Consider the following 17894-nt stretch of genomic DNA (forward strand, 5'->3'; position numbering starts at 1 on the left):
GGGGTACGGGGCAGGGCTGTACGGGGTGCGTGAGGAGGCTCGTGTCTCCGCCGCGGTGCGTGAGGAGGCTCATGTCTCCGCCGCGGTGCGCGAGGTGCGGTTCTGGATCAGTACGGCGGCGACGATGATGGCGCCCTTGAAGATCTGCTGGACGTCGCTCTGCAGGTTGTTGAGGGAGAAGATGTTGGTGATCGTCGTGAAGACCAGCACGCCGAGCACGGACCCGATGATGGTGCCGCGGCCGCCGCTGAGCAGGGTGCCGCCGATGATCGCGGCGGCGATCGCGTCGAGTTCGTACAGGTTGCCGTTGGTGTTCTGGCCGGAGCCCGTCTGCACGGTGAGCATGAACGCGGCGATGCCGCAGCACAGGCCCGACAGGACGTACAGGTAGAGGCGCTGGCGGCGGATGTCGATGCCGGCCAGCCGGGCGGCCTCGGGGTTGCCGCCGACCGCGACGGTGCGCCGGCCGAAGCTGGTGCGGTTGAGCAGCAGCCAGCCGAGGACCGCGATGCCCGCGAAGATCAGCACCAGCGGCGGGATGCCCAGCACCCGGGCCGATGGCAGGGACAGATCGGTGACGGAGGCGTTCTCGGCGGTGATGCGCTGTGTCTTGCCGTCGCTTATCCAGACGGCCAGACCGCGCGCCGAGGCCAGCATGGCCAGCGTGGCGATGAACGGGACGAGGTTCCCGTACGCGATGAGCACGCCGTTGACCAGCCCGCAGCCCACCGCGACGAGGACCGAGGTGAAGAGGATGCCGCCGAAGCCGAAGTCCTGGGTGGCGACGGTGGTTCCCCACACCGAGGCGAGGGCGACGATCGCGCCGACGGAGAGGTCGATACCGCCGCCGATGATGACCAGGGTCATGCCGACGGCGACGACGCCGATGATCGACGACTGGGTGAGGATGTTGCGCGCATTGCTGACGCGCAGGAACGTGTCGGGTTCGGTGAAGGCACCGACGGCCACGAGGATGGCGAGGACCAGCAGCAGCGCCAGGACGCGCAGGTCCGCGCGTTCCCACAGGGCGGCCATGGTGCCGGAACGCGTCGGGGCGTCCGTCTTGGCCGCCGGCCTGGTCTGGGATGAGCTCAACACGAGTCGGCTTCCTTCCGTCAGCTGGGGCTCGCGCCGTCGGTTTCGGTGAGGGTGGGCGGGGTGTCCGCGGGGCCGTCGGAGGCGCCCGAGGACACGACGAGGTCGAGGACCTTGTGCTCGGTCAGTTCGCGGCCGGGCGCGGTGTGGATCACCTGGCCCTCGCGCAGGACCAGCACCCGGTCGGCGAGGCCGAGGACTTCGGGGATGTCGCTGGAGACCAGGAGGACGGCCACGCCGGACTCGGCCAGCGTGCGGATCACCGCGTACAGCTCGGCGCGGGCTCCGATGTCCACGCCGCGGGTGGGCTCGTCCAGCAGCAGCACCTTGCAGTCGCGCAGCAGCCAGCGGGCGAGCACGGCCTTCTGCTGGTTGCCGCCGGAGAGGGTGCGGATGGGTACGTCGGGGTTGTCCGGGTGCAGGGAGAGCCGGCGGACCACCTCGCGCGCCGCGGTGCGCTCCCGTGCGCGGTCCATCCAGCCGACGCGGGAGAAGCGGCGCAAGGAGGACACGGAGACGTTGCGGGTCACCGACTCGCGCATGAGCAGGGCCTGCGACTTGCGCTCCTCGGGTGCGAGGCCGATGCCGGCGGCGACCGCGGCGCTGGTGGAGCCGGCCCGCAGCGGGCGCCCCTCGACGTACACCCGGCCCGCGGTGGGGCGGCGGGCGCCGAAGATGGTCTCCAGCACCTCCGAGCGGCCGGAGCCGACGAGGCCGGCCAGCCCGACGATCTCGCCGGGGCGGACCTCGAGGTCCAGCGGCTCGAACTCGCCTCGGCGGGTGAGCCCTTCGACCTTCAGCACCGGGACGGGGCCGTCCGCCGCCCGGTCGGGCCGCTCGGGGAAGACGTACTCGACGTTCCGCCCGGTCATCAGCGACACGATCTCGGAGGTGGGCGTCTCGCGGGCGGGCAGGCCGCGGGCCACGGCGCGGCCGTCCTTCAGGACGGTGACGCGGTCGCCGATCCGGCGGATCTCCTCCAGCCGGTGGGAGATGTAGACGACGGCGACGCCCTGCGCGGTGAGGTCGCCGACGATGCGGAAGAGGTTGTTGACCTCGTCGGGGTCCAGCGCGGCGGACGGCTCGTCCATCACGATGAGCTTCACGTCGTGGGACAGCGCGCGGGCCATCGAGACGATCTGCTGGCCGGCGGCGGACAGTTCGCCGACGATCCGGCCGGGCGGTATCTCGGGGTGCCCGAGGCGCTTCAGCAGCTCGGCCGTGCGGGCGCGGGCCTCGCGGCGGCGCAGCAGGCCCCTGCTGGTCAGCTCGTGGCCGAGGTAGACGTTCTCGGTCACGGACAGGTGCATCACCAGGTCGAGTTCCTGGTAGATGGTGGCGACGCCCAGGCGCATGGCGGCGACCGGGGACCGGAGCGCGGTGCGCTCGCCCTGCCAGACGATCTCGCCGTCGTCGGGCTGGTGTGCCCCCGAGAGCACCTTGATCAGGGTGGACTTCCCCGCCCCGTTCTGCCCGAGCAGGCAGTGCACTTCACCGGCCAGGACGTCGAGGTCGACGCCGTCGAGGGCACGGACTCCGGGGAAGGACTTGGTGATCCCGGTCATCGTGAGCAGGGGTGGTGCGGGTGCTGCCATGGGCAGATCTCCTGTTTTCGGGCAGGGCTGATCGCGGTGTGGCGTTGCGTGGTGGTGACGCGGCTCGTGGAGCTGTCGTTACGGCGGGCTGGGTTGCGGTGACGCCGGAGAGAGCAGGTGCGCGTTACGGGGGTGCGAGCGCGGTTACGCCGGTGAGAACAGGTGGTCGCTGGTGAGCCTGGCCGCGCCGATCACGCCGGCGGTGGGGCCGAGTTCGCCCAGCACGATGGGGAGGTTGCCGGTCGCCAGCGGGAGCGACTGGCGGTAGACCTGGGTGCGGATCGCGGCGAGCAGGTTGTGGCCGAGTCCGGTGACCCCGCCGCCGATCACCACGAGACCCGGGTTGAAGAAGCTGACCAGGCCGGCGATGACCTGGCCGGTACGGGTGCCGCCGACGCGGATCAGGTCCAGGGCGCAGGCGTCCCCGGCGACCGCCGCGGCGGACACGTCGGTGGCCGTGAGCCTTCCGGCCTCGTCCAGCCGCGCGGCCAGTTCACCGGAGCGGCCGTCGCGGGCGGCGGCCTCCGCGTCCTTGGCCAGGGCGGCGCCGCCGAAGTACGCCTCGAGGCAGCCGCGGTTGCCGCAGGCGCAGGGACGGCCGTCGGCCTCGACCTGGATATGGCCGATGTCGCCCGCGCTGCCGTTGGTGCCGCGGTAGACCTCGCCCCCGACGACGATGCCGCAGCCGATGCCCGTGCCGATCTTGATGCACAGGAAGTCGCGTACGGAGCGCGCGACACCGGCGTGCTGCTCGCCGAGGGCCATGATGTTCACGTCGTTGTCGACCATGACGGGGCAGCCCAGCTCCTGGCTGAGCGCCTCGCGCACCGGGAAGCCGTCCCACCCGGGCATGATCGGCGGCGACACGGGCACGCCCTCGGGGAAGCGGACGGGCCCGGGGACGCCGATACCGGCGCCGTCGAAGCCCTCCGCGACGCCCGTGGCGCGCAGCTTGGCCGCCATCGCGAGCACCTGCTCGAAGACGGCGACGGGTCCCTCGCGGACGTCCATGGGCTGGTTGAGATGCCCGAGGACCTCCAGCTCGGCGTTGGTGACGGCGACGTCGATCGAGGTCGCGCCGATGTCGACGCCGAGGAAGCGGAGGGCGGGAGCGAGGCGGATGTTGTGTGAGCGGCGACCGCCGCGCGAGGCGGCGAGCCCGTCGGCGACCACGAGCCCCGTCTCCAGCAGCCGGTCGATCTCGACCGCGAGCTTGGAGCGGGAGAGTTCGACCTGATCGCCGAGCTGGGCCCGCGAGTTCGGCCCGCCGTCACGCAGCAGGCGGAGAAGTCGCGCCTGGTGCGCGTTCGCGGGCCGCGCCGTCATACGCCTCACCGCTTCGCTCCCCTCCCGGTCTGTGATGTGTCGCAGGGAAGTTAGCAGTGCCGGCCGGACCACTGCTCGACGTCCCCACACGTCGGGTGCCGCCGCTACGTGACCGGCGTCACCTTTCACGGGGAACGTAGCAGCGCTCATCCGCGCTGGGAAGAAGTTCTGCAGAGATTCAGTACGACTTTTTCCTTCCCCAGGACAAAGGGTGGGTTGGTGGGGCGGGTGCGGACGGCGGGGCGGGCGGCGGTGCCACAGCGCGGGCTCGGGCGGCGGGGTGGGCTGCGCGCCACAGCGCGGGCTCGGGCATCGGCGCGGGCGGGCATCGGCACCAGCGTCGGCGCGGGCCGGTTTCGCGGCTGCGGCGCGCGGCGCCGGCGGCCCGGGGAAGCGACACCTCCGCCCGGCCTACCGGCACGCCCGGGGCGAACGCCCCTCTGGCATCATCGGACCTATGGGACGCGTGACCGAACGGCGGCGGGTGGTACGGATCCGGGACGGCGTGGTGAGCACCCGGCCCGACACGCTCACGGCGGAGGAGCCGCTGGAGATCCGGCTGGGCGGGAAGCCGCTGGCCATCACCATGCGCACCCCCGGTGACGACTTCGCGCTCGCCGCCGGGTTCCTCGTCAGCGAGGGCGTCCTCGCCTCCGCGGCCGACCTGGCGAACATCGTCTACTGCGCCGGCGCGACCGCCGACGGTTCCAACACGTACAACGTCGTCGACGTCCGCCTGGCCCCCGGCGTGCCGGTCCCGGACATCAGCCTCGAGCGCAACGTCTACACGACGTCCTCCTGCGGCCTGTGCGGCAAGGCCAGCCTGGACGCCGTACGGACCACCGCCCGCTGGCCGCTGTCCGCCGGGCCGACCGGGCTGACGCCCGCGCTGCTGTCGTCCCTCCCGGACCGGCTGCGCGCGGCCCAGCGCGTCTTCGACCGTACGGGCGGCCTGCACGCCGCCGCGCTCTTCTCCGCGGCCGGCGAACTGCTCGACGTGAAGGAGGACGTGGGGCGGCACAACGCCGTCGACAAGCTCGTCGGCCGCGCCCTGCAGCAGGGCCTGCTGCCCCTGGCCGACACCATCCTGATGGTCTCCGGCCGCGCCTCCTTCGAGCTGGCGCAGAAGGCCGCGATGGCCGGCATCCCGGTCCTCGCGGCCGTCTCCGCGCCGTCGTCGCTGGCCGTGGACCTGGCGGCGGAGACGGGGATGACGCTGGTGGGCTTCCTGCGCGGGACGTCGATGAACGTGTACGCGGGCGAGGGCCGGCTGCTGCTCGACGGGGTGCCGGCCCCCGCGTGACGAGGGCGGGCCCAGGAGCAGGCCCGCCCCCGCCGTCTCACCCCCTCACACGATCGCGTACTGCCCCACGACCCGCCGGACCTGGGCGAAGAGCATGCCCACGTTCACCGCCTTGCGGCAGACCGCGACCGCCACGACGTCCTGCTGGCCGGTCATCCGGACGAACAGGTGCGTGATGTTGTCGCTGTTGACCAGGACTTCCTGGAAGTAGTGCTGATCGCTGTTCTCTCCCCGCCGCTCCTTGAACACGTCCTCGATCATGAGCACGGTCCGGCCCTGGAACAGGTCGAGCGTGGCCCCCGCCAGCAGGTCCAGCACCTCCGGCGGGTGCGCGTCGACGGTCTCGTAGGCGAGGAGCATCCCGGTCGACATGTCGACGACACCGGAGGCGACGCAGTCGGGCGCCTCCGTCCGGATGGCCTTGACCATGGCCGCCACCTGATCCGAGAAGCCCTGCTGCATGCGCTTGGTGACCACTGGTCACTCTCCCTTGGTGAGAATCGAGCCGATACGTTCCAGAGCCGGCCGCGATTCGGCGTCGAGCCGGCTCAGGTCGAGGCCCTCGTCACCGATGACGATCATCGCGGCCAGGTCGCCCACGGCGTACACGGCCGCGCAGCCGAGGCTGCCTGTCGTCACGGTCTGTCTGACGAGTCCGCGGCTGGCGGCGGCGATCGTCGTCCGGGCGAGGCCGAGCCCCGCCGCGGCGAGGGCCGCGAGCCGTTCCGCGTCTTTGTCCTCGGCCGTGTCGGCCGCGATCAGCACTCCGTCGGCTGCCGCGACCGCTGTGTCCGTGATCCCGGACACGTGTTCCCGTAGTCCGCGCATCTCCGAGATGAGCGCGTCATGGTCCACGTTCCACTCCCTCCCCTTTCATGCCGGGCCTGCGCCCGTCGACAGGGCCGGCGGCGGACTCCCGCCCCCGGCCGGGCCTCACCGCTCCGGACGGCCGCGGAGCCGGAGGAACTCCCGCCAGTTCGCCGGCGGTCCCGCCGCGACCAGCACCTCCGCGATGCCGCTGCTCCCCGGGTTGCGGCGGGGCAGCGGTCCGGCCGCGAGGGGCCGGCGCTCGTCGCGGGCGGGGCCGCGCGGCCGGATCGGGTCGGCCGGCCCCTTGATCTGCGGCGACGGGGCCGCGGTGTCGTGCTGCGAAAGCTCCAGCAGCCCTTCGGCGAGCATCCGCGACACCTCGACGGTCACCGCGTACACCCCGCGTCCGGCGACGAACGCGATGTCGCGCGCGGTCCGGCGGCCATCGGCAAGCCGCAGGACGAGCGCGCGGTCCGGGGCGAGCCCGGGCCCGGGGTCCCCCACCGCGGCGAGGCGTTCGCGGTCGGGCAGCACCGCCTGCGGCAGGGCGATCAGGGCCGCCAGCCGCCGGTCCGCCTCCCGCAGCAGCCGCTCGGGCTCCTCGCCCGTACCCGCTCCCGGCACCGGATCGCGGCCGGGCTGCGCGGTGCACCGGTCCATCCGCCCGGCGACCATGGCGAACAGCGCGTCCTGGGTCGCCATGAGCCGCAGCACCTGGAGTTCGCTGAGCCCCACGTGCCCCCGCGCCACGAGTTCGGCCGCGGTCGCGTCGGCCGCGGACCGGGTGCCCGGCCAGTCCGACTCGCCCACGCGGCCGGTGCGTACGAGCAGCGTGTCCAGCCCCGGAGCACCCGGGCTGACGGCGCCGACGACCAGCCCGCCGCCGAACCGCAGCAGCCCGCCCGGCCGCCCGTGGACCCGCAGGGTCCCCGTCATACGGTCCGCCGAGCACCGCGCCAGCGCCCGAGCGAGCCGCCGGCGACCGGCGTGGTCGAGGGCATCACGAATCCCCGGCATCGCTCTCGTGACCCCCTCGCGCAGACGGATGTGGCGCACACATATTTCGTATGCATATTCGCCACATCACCCGAAGGGTGAATTCGTAGCAGCCCCCGGCCCGCAACCGCCCACGCATCTCGCGAAGTGACGCCCGATGCCCGTTTCCGCCTCAGCCGCTGCGGGGGCAGACCGTTTCACGGGGGAGAAGCTGACCGCAGTTGGCGGGTTGGTTCCGGTCCGGTGTGGGGGCCCGGCCGTATCCGGGCTGTCGTATCAGTGCCGGACCGGGCAGCATGACCTCCCATGGGTCACGAGGCACAGCTCCACGAACTGCTGGAACAGGTAGGTCTGGCGGTAGTCGGCGAGACGGATCCGGACGAGGGCCTCCTGCCGCCCGACGCGGCCTGGCGGATCGCCGAGGGCGTGATCGTGGCGGCGGCCGAGGGCGAGGCCATCGGAACGGACCCCGAGCGGTGGCCCACGCGGGCGCACCACCTGATCGACGGCCGGGGCGAGTTCCTCGTGGCCGTACGCGGCTGCCATACCGGCGGCAACGAGGCGCTGTGGACCCGGGTCCGCGCCGCGGGGGACGCGCCGGTGGGCCCGGCCTGCCTGACGGAGCTGGCCGGCCCGACGGCGGACCGTGCCGTCGTGGCCCTGTCGACGGACGGCGAGTCGCTCGTCGGCATCGTGCGCGGGGGCGAGGGCCCGCGCGTGACCGTCCTCGACCGGCTCACCGCACGCCTGGAGGAGGCCGCGGAGGCAGCGGGGCGGGAGACGCCCGAGGAGCGCGCGGCCGTCTGGGCGGCGCTGCCCGGGAGGGGAGCCGTACCGGCAGACCAGTGGATCCGGGGGCTGAGCGGCAACAACACGACGCCGCCCGACATGGTGCTGCGGCTGCTGGAGGTCTATCCGTACGCCGTGTACGGCGACCGTACGCCCGAAGTGCTGGACGCGGTGATCGCCCACCCGGACGCCAAGCTCCGGCGGAGGCTGACCCATCCCTGGCACCGGCTGCTGACACCGGACCAGATCCGGCGGCTGGTCATCGGCGAACAGTCCGCGCTGCACCGCGCGTTCCTGGCCGAAGCCGCCTGCGACCATGGCGTGGACCTGCCCGACGAGGTGTACGACGACCTGATGTCCACCCCCCACCGGGCGGTGCTGGCCGCCCGCCCCGAACTGCCCGCGCACCACCGGCTCGCCCTGGCCGAGGACCCCGACGCGGGTGTCCGGCGCGCGGTCTGCATGGCCTGGGAGTTGCTCCCCGCTCCCGTGCGCGAGAGGCTCCTCGCCGACCCGGTCGAGCACGTACGCGAAGGCGCCCTCCTGGCGCACCATGAGGAACACCCCATGCCGCGCGCGGTCTTCGCCAGCCTCGTGTCCCCCGCCGACGCCGCTCGGCGCTGCAGCCTCACCCCCGGGCTGGAGGCGGAGCTGGCCGTACACGAAGACGTGGCGATTCGCCGTGCCCTGACGGACAACCCCCGGCTCGGCCCCCGCGGTGTGGCCCTGCTGGCGGAGGACGCCGACGACGCGATCCGTGCGGCGATCGCTGTCCATCCCCAGCTCACCGAGGACCAGCGGGCCGCCGTCCACTACGAATTCGACCCCGCCACCGTCTCCCACGACCTCCCCTGGGTCGCCGCCCTCCACGACGACCCGGAGGCGATGCGTCGTCTGTCGGTCTCCTCGCACCCGCGTATCCGCCGCAGCGTGGCCCGCGCGCGACACCTGCCGCCCGACGTGGTGGCCCGCCTCGCCGGGGACCGGGACCGGCTCGTGCGGCTCTTCCTCGCGGAGTCGTGCGACGACGCCCCGGCCGAGGTGCTGATGGAGGTCTGGCGCTGGTGGGACGGCAGCCTCAGCCACCCCGACCGCCCGCGCTCCCACCCCAACTTCCCCCGCGAGGACCTACTCCGGTACCTCGATGACCCCGGCCCCCGGATGCGCCGCCTTGCCCTGGACGACCCGGAGTCCACGCCGGCGCACGTCGCCCGGCTGGCCCGCGACCCGGCTCCCGAGGTGCGCCACCGCGCGGTGACGGACCCCCGCCTGTCCGCGGCCGACGCGGTCCGCCTCCTCAGCGACCCGGTGCACTACGTGCGCTCATGCGCCCTCATCCACCCGAACCTCCCGGCGCGGACCCTGTCCAGACTCCTGCTCCACCCGCCGAGCGCGGAGACGGCCGCCCGCAACCGCGCCGTCCCCGCCCCCGTGCTGCGCCGCCTCGCGGACGTCGCCCTGGCCAGGCACAACCGCCCCTGACGGTCAGCGCTTCCACTCCGCCAGTCCGGCCAGCAGCGCGCGGGCGAACGGCAGGAAGCCCTCCGGGCCCGAGGCGGTGTCCTTCATGTGGACCGTGGTGCCGTCCGTCGTGCCGAAGACCTCCGCGATCACCGCCAGGCGCGTCTCCAGGTCCAGGCCCGCGCCCATGATGACGTGGTCCACGGAGGCGTTCGCGAGGGCCGTGCGGACGCCTTCGGCGTCCGTGGCGCCGAGGATCTCCAGGCCGGGGGCCTGGAGTTGGTCGCGGGCGGTGTCGATCACCGCGTGGGTGCGGCCGAGCAGGAGCACGGTCGTCATGGCGGGTGTCCCCCTTCGCCGCCCGGCTCGGGCGGGCTCACGCGCCGTCGCGGACCGCCACCAGGCCGTTGAAGACACCGACGTACGCCGTGCCGTCCGGCCCGATCGTCACCGGCGCCCAGTTGTTGTCGTACAGCATGCCCGTGCCCGTCAGCCGCCTCCAGCGCACCGCGCCCGTGCGGAAGTCGACCGCCGTGAGGTACCAGGCGTCGGCGCCCAGGGAGTTGGGCTCCTTCGTGTAGAAGTAGAGCAGGCCGGTGGCCGTCGACAGCTTCGCCACGGTGGACGGGGAGCGGACCGGGCTCGTCCACACCACGTCGCAGCCCGAGCCGTCGCGGCGGATGTCGATACGCGTGGCACCGCCCACGACGGAGCGGCCGCCGGTGAGCGAGGTGACGTTCTCGTAGCCGTAGTTGTTCTCGACGACGAGGCTGTGGTCCCAGCCGATCAGCGAGTTGTCCGTGGTGGAGGCGCCCGCGCCGAACACCGGCACCCGGCAGACCAGGGCGCCCGTGTCGCGGCGGTGGACCAGGACGTGCATCCGGTCGTCGGCGTTGTCCGTGATCGCGACGTACTCGCCGAGGAGGGTGGGCGTCGTGCCCGAACCCTGGTTCACCGAGCCGGGCTTGCCGCCGGTGCCCCGGTCGTAGGTGCGCCGCCAGAGCACCCGCGGCGTGCCGTCGGGGCCGGCGCGCAGCCGGTACAGCGCGTGGTCGGAGACGACCGAGACGCCGTCCGGGCCGGCGGAGAAGGAGTTCTGGATCTCCTCCCCGGCCAGGCGGATCAGCCGCACCGCGCCCGCCGCCGGGTCGAGCGTGCCGATCCGGCCCTGCCGGGTCACCCACCAGATCCGGCCCTCCCAGTCGGGCATCACCGATGTCACCGGATCGCAGTCGCCGTCCGGCCACGGGTCCGTCCAGTCCGCGCAGTCGTGCGGGATGTACGGCGAGAGGTCCCAGCGGTCCTCGGCCGTGAAGCGCCAGGCGCCGTCCGGGCCCCGGGAGTGGGCCAGGCGCAGCAGCCGGTGGCGGGAGTCGGCGAGGACCAGGCGGTCCTCGTGGTCGAGGTAGGCGTACGCCCCGCCGGAGGTGTCCTTGAAGATCCTGGTGGGGTCGAGGGACGTGACCGCCTCGACGCTCGACGGCCGCTGCGGCAGCTTGTACTCGGCGAGCGTCTTCAGGCTGTCCGGGTCCAGCAGTTTGACCAGGAAGCCGGTGAACGTCCCGCACACCGTGACGATCCGCCCCGCCGCGTCGAACGTCACCGTCGCGCACTCCCCGCCGAGCAGCGCCATCGCCGCGGACGTCACCCGCGGCGACCTCCCCAGCGGGCCCGGGTACGGATGCGTGTCGCTCGACGCCCCGTCGCCGTGCATCCCGGCGCGCCCGTTCGGCGCGAGGTAGGGGTGCCGCGGCTGCGCCGCGCCGGTCAGCGGGCGGGCGGTCGCGGGGGCGCCCGTGTAGTGGTCGACCAGATAGTGCCCCAGGTCCTGCGGGATGGGGTCGGCGTACGCCGGGACGGTCCGTACGAGCAGCGTGGTCGCGAGGAGCGCGAGCGCCGACACGGGGCACGACAGCCGCGACCGGCCCGCGAACGCCAACGGTGACATGCGCCCTCCCGACGACCGCACGGATACGCCGGGAGGACCGTAGGGAGCCGGGGCCGAGGAGTCCATGCACACGACGCGGACCGTCCATGCAAACAACCCGGGGTAGACAGTGTCTACCTCTCTGGTAGACACTGTCTACCGTGACCGTCGACACCCGCGCCCGCCTCCTGCACGCCGCCTCCGGTCTCCTGGCCGACGACGGCGTCGACGCCCTGACGCTGCGCGCCATCGCCCGCCGCTCGGGCGTCTCGCACGGGGCCCCGCTCAAGCACTTCCCGCACCGCGCCGCCCTGCTCTCCGCCCTCGCGGCCGACGGGTTCCGCGAGCTGCGGCAGCGCACGGACGACGCGCTGGCCACAGCCCCGGACACCGCCGGCACCGGGCAGCGGCTGCGGGTCGGGCTGCGGGCGTACGCCGACTTCGCGCTGGAGCGGCCGCGGATGTTCCAGCTGATGTTCCGGCAGGACCTCCTCGACCCCGAGGACGCGGAGCTGCGCGAGGCCGCGAAGGCGGCGTTCGTCCCGCTGCTCACCGGCGTCCGGGAGCTGCAGGCCACCGGCTGGCAGCGGGACGCCGACCCGCTGCTGCTGGCCGGCGCGGTCTGGTCTGGCGTGCACGGCATGGCGCAGCTGTGGGCGTGGGGCTCCCTGCCGTACGCGACGGGCGCGGACTCGATGGACCAGCTCTACGACACCTTGTGCAAGGCGCTTCACCTGTGAGGAACGAGCAGATGACTGACACCCGCGACTTCGACCGCGAGACCGCCGTCACCCGAAAGCCCGGCGAGCCGTCCGTGTACGACACCGAGCTGCACGGCTCCTGGAAGGTGGGCATGGGCGTCAACGGCGGGCTGCTGCTCTCCGTCGCCGGCCGCGCGCTCGCCGCCGAGCTGGGCGCCGGCCCGGACGGCCACCCCGACCCCTTCGCCATCAGCGCGTACTACCTCTCCACGTCCACCCCCGGCCCCGCGACCGTCTCCGTGGAGACCCTGCGCCGCGGCCGGACCGTCTCCACCGGGGCCGCCAGCCTGATACAGACCGACGAGGACGGCGTACCGGTCGAGAGGCTGCGGGCCATGGCGACGTTCGGCGACCTCGACGACCAGACCGACGACATCCGCACCTCCGCCAAGCCGCCGCAGCTGCCGCCGCCCGAGGAGTGCGTCGGCACGGAGAGCGCGCCCGCCGAGTTCCGGGCGCAGTCCCCGCTGCTCAGCCGGGTGGAGCTGCGTCTCGATCCGGCCACCGTCGGCTGGGCGGTCGGCGCGCCTTCCGGGAAGGGGGAGATCCGGGGCTGGTTCCGGCTGCCGGAGGGCCGCGAGCCCGATCCGCTGCTCCTGCTGCTGGCGGCCGACATCCTCCCCCCGGTCAGCTTCGACCTGGGCATCTACGGCTGGGCGCCCACCCTCGAACTCACCGTCCACGTCCGCGCGAAGCCCGCCCCGGGCTGGCTGCGGGTGGTGCACTCGACGCGCAACTTCGCGGGCGGCTACCTGGAGGAGGACGCCGAGATCTGGGACTCCGCGGACCGCCTCGTCGCCCAGAGCCGCCAGCTGGCCCGGGTGCGGCTGCCCGAGTAGGGGCGTTGCCTCAGCACGTACGGCCCTCCCCCGGATCCCGTCCGATCAGCCGCCCGTCCACCCACCCCGTCGTCCCGCTCGCCCGGTCCGTGAGCTGGATCCAGCCGTCGTGCTCCCCGCGTACGTCGAACGCCTCGTGCGGCAGCAGCAGGCCCAGGATCCGCCCGCGCAGGGACGGCGCGGCACGCAGCCGGGCGGAGGAGGCGCGGAGGCTGTACGGGGCGGGCGGGACGTGCAGGTTGTACGGCGGCGGCGCCCCGCGTCCGCCGCACGCCCGGCCACGTGGGGCCCCGTCGTCGTCCGCGGCGTCCGTCGCGGCCCGGCCGGCCCTCGGGGTCGGCGGTGCCTCGTCCGGGTCGTGGAAGACCGCGGTCGCGACCACCCCGACGACCATCAGGGCCGTCACGACGACGGTGTTCCGCACACGACGGTCGGACATCGGTCTCCCCTCCACAGGCTCGTAAGGCATCCGCCTAACGCCGCCCCCGCGACGGGCGTTACGGCCGCGTCAGCCCCCGTACGGCGGTGTCAGCCCCGCGCGCCCGGACGCCTTTCGACACGCCATCGCGGCGCGGATCTCCATCGGCGGGCGGATCGGTGGTACGAAGACGCGTGTGGCGTGGTTCACCGACTCCGGCTACTGGCTCGGCCGTCTGCTCTTCCAGCGCGGTCTGGCGGCGCTGTACCTGGTGGCGTTCCTCGTCGCCGTGAACCAGTTCCGCGCGCTGATCGGCGAGCGCGGCATCCTCCCCGTGCCCCGCTTCACGCGCGTGGTGCCCTTCCGCGGCTCCCCCAGCGTCTTCCACTGGCGCTACTCGGACCGCTTCTTCGCCGGCTGGTCCTGGTGCGGCGCCGCGCTGTCCGCCGCGCTGGTGCTGGGCGCGGGGGACGCCGTACCGCTGTGGGCGTCGATGGTCATGTGGGCGGCGCTGTGGGTGCTCTACATGTCGATCGTGAACGTGGGGCAGACCTGGTACTCCTTCGGCTGGGAGTCGCTGCTGCTGGAGACCGGGTTCCTGGCGGTGTTCCTGGGCAACGACGAGGTCGCGCCGCCGGTGCTGGTGCTGTTCCTGCTGCGGTGGCTGCTGTTCCGGGTGGAGTTCGGCGCCGGGCTGATCAAGATGCGCGGCGACCGCTGCTGGCGCGATCTGACCTGTCTGTACTACCACCACGAGACCCAGCCGATGCCGGGGCCGCTGAGCTGGTTCTTCCACCATCTGCCGCGGCCCCTGCACCGGGTGGAGACCGCCGCCAACCACGTGGCGCAGCTCGGCCTGCCCGTGCTGCTGTTCACCCCGCAGCCGGTGGCGACCTGGGCGGCGACGGCGATCGTGGTGACGCAGCTGTGGCTGGTGCTGTCGGGGAACTTCGCCTGGCTGAACTGGCTGACGATCCTCCCGGCGCTGACCGTGGTCCAGCCGCCGGGGGTGGGCGGGCGGGATCTGCCGGACGCGCCGGGGTGGTTCGCGGCGCTGGTCTGGGCGGTGACGGCCCTGGTGCTCGTGCTCAGCTGGTGGCCGGCGCGGAACCTGCTGTCGCGGGAGCAGCAGATGAACGCCTCGTTCAACTCGCTGCACCTGGTCAACACGTACGGCGCCTTCGGCAGCATCACGCGGGTACGGCACGAGGTGGTCGTCGAGGGGACGGCGGACGCGATCGCCACCCATGCCACCGAGTGGCGGGAGTACGAGTTCAAGGGCAAGCCCACCGCCCTGCACCGGCTGCCGCGGCAGTTCGCGCCGTACCATCTGCGGCTGGACTGGCTGATGTGGTTCGCGGCGATGTCCCCCTCGTACGCGGCGAGATGGTTCCCGGGGATGGTCGCGAAGCTGCTGGAGAACGACCGGGACCTGCTGCGGCTGCTGCGCCGCAACCCGTTCCCGGACGAGCCCCCGGCACAGATCCGGGCGCTGCTCTACCAGTACGAGTTCACGGACTGGGCCGAGCTGCGGGCCGGGGCGGGCTGGTGGAAGCGGACACTGGTGGGCGAGTACCTGCGCCCGGTGCGGCGCGAGCACGTCGTGGGCCGCTGACGCCCCCCTCGCGTCAGTCGCCGAGCACCCGGTCGATGTTCGCCGCGTGGACGCGCAGCGCGCGCAGGGACGCGGCGTAGGGTGCGGGACGGCTCGCGATGTCGGCCCGCTGGTACTCCGCGCGTACGTCGTGCCAGACCCGGGCGGTGCCGAGGGCGCGTTTGCAGGCCACGTCGGCGACGGCGGTGGCGCGTTCGCGGGGCGTGCGGCGGGTGTTGCCGTCGCTGCCGCGCCGCCAGGCCTTGTCGGTGTACGCGGCGACGGGGTCGGGGTAGCGCGTGAAGCCCTTGTCCGCCAGGCACCGCGACCAGCCGGCCCACGCCTCGCGCAGGCGCGGGTCGCGGGCCGCCGCCTTCTCGACGGCAGCCGTGCGCCGGGTCGCGTAGAGCCAGTCGGCCTTCACGTCGACGCCGCGCAGGAGCGCCTTCGACGTCTCGGCGTTGCACGCGGCCCAGTCCTGCCACTCCGCGGACGTCAGCCGCCGGCCCTCGGACCCGGGAAGCAGCGGCCGCTCCGGATCCCAGCCGTACCCCCAGCGCCGGGCCGCGCGCGGATCGAGCACGCCGTAGGTGGTCGACACCGCCACCAGGGCCCTGCCGCCGGACGCGAGGTCCGGGTGGAGCGGGAAGTCGTCATGGCCGCGCCGCACCATGCACCGGCGGTTCAGGAGGGACTCGGCCTCCTGGTACCGCTGGTAGAGCTCCGCGGAGTACTCGTAGCGGTCGAAGGGCAGCGGCCCCAGATCGGCGGCCTCGGTGATCCCGCGCGCGGGCGACTCCCCCGAACCGCACAGCGCGGCGGCCAGCGCCACCACGGCCGCGAGCACGGCCCTGCTCCCCCTCCATGACATGGGGGTGGATGCTACCGGCCCGGTCCGCTCAGCGCGGCGCCAGGTCCTGCAGGCCCACCACCCGCAGCAGTTCGAGGCGTTCGTACGCTTCGGTGCCGGGGCGGGCGGAGTAGACGATGAGCTGCTGGCCGTCGTCGGGGCTCAGCAGCACCTCGCAGTCGAGCCGCAGCTCGCCCACCACCGGGTGGCGGAAGGCCTTCTCGCAGGAGCGCCGCACCTCCACGTCGTGCTGCTCCCACAGCGCCGCGAACTCCGCGCTGCCGGCGCGCAGGCGGCGCACCATGGACGCCAGCCGGGCGTCGTCGGGGCGCCGGGCGAGCGTCGCGCGGAGGTGGGCGACCTGGGCGCGGCCCAGCTCCTCGTGGTCCTCCGGCGGGAACAGCTCGCGGGCGGCCGGGTCGGTGAACCACCGCCAGGTGATGTTGCGTTCCGGCGCGGGGCGGGCGAGGACGTCACCGGAGAGGGCCTTGGCCATCAGGTTCTGCGCGAGGATGTCGCCGCTGTCGCTGACCACCTGCGCGGGCCGGTCCGTCAGCCGGTCGAGGATCAGCAGCAGGCCGGGGCGTACGTGGTCGGCGCGGTCGTGGCGGCTGGGCGCCTCCTCCCCGGCGAGGTGGAAGAGGTGGTCGCGCTCGTCCTCCGTGAGCCGCAGCGAGCGGGCCAGCGCGGCGAGCATCTGACGCGAGGGGCGCGGGCCGCGGGCCTGCTCCAGACGGGTGTAGTAGTCCGTGGACATCCCGGCGAGCTGCGCCACCTCCTCCCGGCGCAGGCCGGGTGTCCGGCGCCGCGCCCCGGGCGGCAGACCCACGTCGGCGGGCGTCAGACGGGTGCGGCCGCGGCGCAGGAAGTCGGCGAGCTCGGTACGGTTCACGCCTCCAGGATCGCTCGGTACGGGGAGTCCATCCAGGGTTTGCTGATCCCCGTATACGAGGCCGGTGGCGTCGCGGGCGCTCAGCCAGGGACCGGCGGTCCCCGGATGAGGAGGTCTCTCCCGCCGGCGCGGCGCCCGGCACAGGATCGACGTACGGCACGGACGTGCGGCACCGACAGCAGCACGGACGGGCAGCACAGACGCGTGCGGCACAGGTAGGTGCGGCACCGACGTACAGCACAGCGATCACACCCTGGGAGCACCCCATGCGCATCCTCGTCACCGGCGCCACCGGCCAGGTCGGCCGCCGACTCGTCCCCCGCCTCGTCCAGTGGGCCGGCCCCGGCGCCGTCCGGGTCCTGGTCCGCGACGAGGAGCGCGGGGCGCCCTTCGCCGCGCTCGGCGCCGAGGTCGTCGCCGGCGACCTGCGCGACGGGGACGACCGCCGCAAGGCCCTCGACGGCGCCGACGCCGTCGTGCACGTCGCCGCCGCGTTCCGGGGCGTGCCCGACGAGGAGGCGTTCGCCGTCAACCGCGACGCCACGCTGGCCCTGGGCCGCGACGCGGTCGCGGCCGGCGTCGGGCGTTTCGTGTTCACCAGCACCAACCTCGTGTACGGCGCCGGGCGCGGCCGCCCCGCGCTGGAGACCGACGAGCCGAAGGCGGACGGCGTGCTCAGCGGCGCGTACCCGGAGTCGAAGATCGAGGCGGAGCGCGGGCTGCTCGCCCTGCACGACGAGCACGGCCTGGACGTCCGCGTCGCCCGGCTGGCCTTCGTGTACGGCGAGGGCGACGACCATCTCGCGGCGTCCCTGCGGTGGGCGGCGCACTGGCCCGCGCACCAGCGGCTGCAGATGGTGCACCACGCGGACGTCGGCCAGGGGCTGTGGCGGATCCTCACCGCGCCCGGTGTCGCGGGGCACGTCTACAACCTGGCGGACGACGCGCCGGTGTCGACGTACGAGATCTACGAACTGCTCGGCGCCGAGCCGCCGGCCCCCGGCGCCGTACCGACGGCGGTGGCCGACCCGTGGGAGGGCCTCGCCTCGAACCGCCGCATCCGCGACGAGCTGGGCTTCCGCCCGCTGTACCCGTCGGCGTGGACGGCCCGGGACGCGGGGGCGCTGTAGCGGGGGGCCTGGGGCGCGGGGGCCCTGGGGCGCCTCCGTGAAGCTCGGCGCCGCTCCGCACTCACCCCGCTCACCCGCCCCCGGCTCCCCCGGGGTCCGGGGGCGAAG

17 protein-coding genes are annotated in these 17894 nt (G+C 73.7%); 6 read left to right on the forward strand and 11 right to left on the reverse strand.

Going from position 1 to position 17894, the window contains the following annotated elements; translation table 11 throughout:
* Positions 1-69 precede the first annotated feature (69 nt).
* The 3 genes from AB0M28_RS28135 to AB0M28_RS28145 form a co-directional block, all read right to left on the reverse strand.
* A complete protein-coding gene (locus AB0M28_RS28135; RefSeq protein ID WP_365410847.1) occupies positions 70-1035 on the reverse strand; it encodes an ABC transporter permease in 966 nt (321 codons plus the stop codon).
* A gap of 80 nt (positions 1036-1115) precedes the next feature.
* Positions 1116-2690 carry a sugar ABC transporter ATP-binding protein gene (locus tag AB0M28_RS28140; protein ID WP_365410798.1) on the reverse strand — a complete coding sequence of 525 codons (1575 nt, stop codon included), beginning with the start codon at positions 2688-2690 and terminating at the stop codon, positions 1116-1118.
* A 144-nt stretch (positions 2691-2834) separates the two neighbouring features.
* Complete coding sequence (locus AB0M28_RS28145; protein WP_365410850.1) at positions 2835-4016, reverse strand: ROK family transcriptional regulator; 1182 nt, start codon at positions 4014-4016, stop codon at positions 2835-2837.
* Positions 4017-4473: 457 nt separating this feature from the next.
* Between AB0M28_RS28145 and fdhD the strand changes: the two genes are divergently transcribed.
* Entirely contained in the window at positions 4474-5319 is an 846-nt protein-coding gene (gene fdhD / locus AB0M28_RS28150; RefSeq protein WP_365410801.1) for a formate dehydrogenase accessory sulfurtransferase FdhD, read from the forward strand.
* Positions 5320-5364: 45 nt separating this feature from the next.
* Here the strand turns inward: fdhD and AB0M28_RS28155 are convergent, their stop codons facing one another.
* The 3 genes from AB0M28_RS28155 to AB0M28_RS28165 form a co-directional block, all read right to left on the reverse strand.
* Positions 5365-5781 carry a hypothetical protein gene (locus tag AB0M28_RS28155; protein WP_365410853.1) on the reverse strand — a complete coding sequence of 139 codons (417 nt, stop codon included), beginning with the start codon at positions 5779-5781 and terminating at the stop codon, positions 5365-5367.
* An 18-nt stretch (positions 5782-5799) separates the two neighbouring features.
* Positions 5800-6174, reverse strand: coding sequence for a roadblock/LC7 domain-containing protein (locus AB0M28_RS28160; RefSeq protein WP_365410804.1), 375 nt, complete (start codon positions 6172-6174; stop codon positions 5800-5802).
* A 78-nt stretch (positions 6175-6252) separates the two neighbouring features.
* Positions 6253-7065, reverse strand: a complete 813-nt coding sequence (locus AB0M28_RS28165) for a MarR family transcriptional regulator (protein ID WP_365410807.1) — start codon at positions 7063-7065, stop codon at positions 6253-6255.
* A 366-nt stretch (positions 7066-7431) separates the two neighbouring features.
* Here AB0M28_RS28165 and AB0M28_RS28170 point away from each other — a divergent pair, with 366 nt between their 5' ends.
* Positions 7432-9396 carry a hypothetical protein gene (locus AB0M28_RS28170; RefSeq protein WP_365410810.1) on the forward strand — a complete coding sequence of 655 codons (1965 nt, stop codon included), beginning with the start codon at positions 7432-7434 and terminating at the stop codon, positions 9394-9396.
* A 3-nt stretch (positions 9397-9399) separates the two neighbouring features.
* Here the strand turns inward: AB0M28_RS28170 and AB0M28_RS28175 are convergent, their stop codons facing one another.
* Both AB0M28_RS28175 and AB0M28_RS28180 read right to left on the reverse strand, forming a co-directional pair.
* A complete protein-coding gene (locus AB0M28_RS28175) occupies positions 9400-9714 on the reverse strand; it encodes a hypothetical protein (protein WP_365410813.1) in 315 nt (104 codons plus the stop codon).
* Between the two features lie 37 nt (positions 9715-9751).
* A complete protein-coding gene (locus tag AB0M28_RS28180; RefSeq protein ID WP_365410816.1) occupies positions 9752-11323 on the reverse strand; it encodes a hypothetical protein in 1572 nt (523 codons plus the stop codon).
* A gap of 140 nt (positions 11324-11463) precedes the next feature.
* On the opposite strand from AB0M28_RS28180, the gene AB0M28_RS28185 reads away from it, so the two are divergent.
* Complete coding sequence (locus AB0M28_RS28185) at positions 11464-12042, forward strand: TetR/AcrR family transcriptional regulator (RefSeq protein WP_365410819.1); 579 nt, start codon at positions 11464-11466, stop codon at positions 12040-12042.
* A gap of 11 nt (positions 12043-12053) precedes the next feature.
* The gene (locus tag AB0M28_RS28190) at positions 12054-12902 is read left to right on the forward strand and encodes a thioesterase family protein (protein WP_365410822.1); all 849 of its coding nucleotides are present in this window, start codon (positions 12054-12056) and stop codon (positions 12900-12902) included.
* Between the two features lie 10 nt (positions 12903-12912).
* On the opposite strand, the gene AB0M28_RS28195 is transcribed toward AB0M28_RS28190, so the two are convergent.
* Positions 12913-13341, reverse strand: a complete 429-nt coding sequence (locus AB0M28_RS28195; protein ID WP_365410825.1) for an SH3 domain-containing protein — start codon at positions 13339-13341, stop codon at positions 12913-12915.
* Between the two features lie 175 nt (positions 13342-13516).
* Between AB0M28_RS28195 and AB0M28_RS28200 the strand changes: the two genes are divergently transcribed.
* Positions 13517-14935: a lipase maturation factor family protein gene (locus AB0M28_RS28200; RefSeq protein WP_365410828.1), complete on the forward strand. Its 1419-nt coding sequence runs from the start codon at positions 13517-13519 to the stop codon at positions 14933-14935.
* A 13-nt stretch (positions 14936-14948) separates the two neighbouring features.
* Here AB0M28_RS28200 and AB0M28_RS28205 read toward each other — a convergent pair whose 3' ends face one another.
* Both AB0M28_RS28205 and AB0M28_RS28210 read right to left on the reverse strand, forming a co-directional pair.
* A complete protein-coding gene (locus tag AB0M28_RS28205; RefSeq protein WP_365410830.1) occupies positions 14949-15785 on the reverse strand; it encodes a hypothetical protein in 837 nt (278 codons plus the stop codon).
* Between the two features lie 28 nt (positions 15786-15813).
* Positions 15814-16656: a helix-turn-helix transcriptional regulator gene (locus AB0M28_RS28210; RefSeq protein WP_365410832.1), complete on the reverse strand. Its 843-nt coding sequence runs from the start codon at positions 16654-16656 to the stop codon at positions 15814-15816.
* Between the two features lie 266 nt (positions 16657-16922).
* Between AB0M28_RS28210 and AB0M28_RS28215 the strand changes: the two genes are divergently transcribed.
* The gene (locus tag AB0M28_RS28215; protein ID WP_365410835.1) at positions 16923-17786 is read left to right on the forward strand and encodes an NAD(P)-dependent oxidoreductase; all 864 of its coding nucleotides are present in this window, start codon (positions 16923-16925) and stop codon (positions 17784-17786) included.
* The last annotated feature ends 108 nt before the right edge of the window (positions 17787-17894 follow it).

Source organism: Streptomyces sp. NPDC051940, assembly GCF_040680895.1.
Lineage (GTDB): Bacteria > Actinomycetota > Actinomycetes > Streptomycetales > Streptomycetaceae > Streptomyces.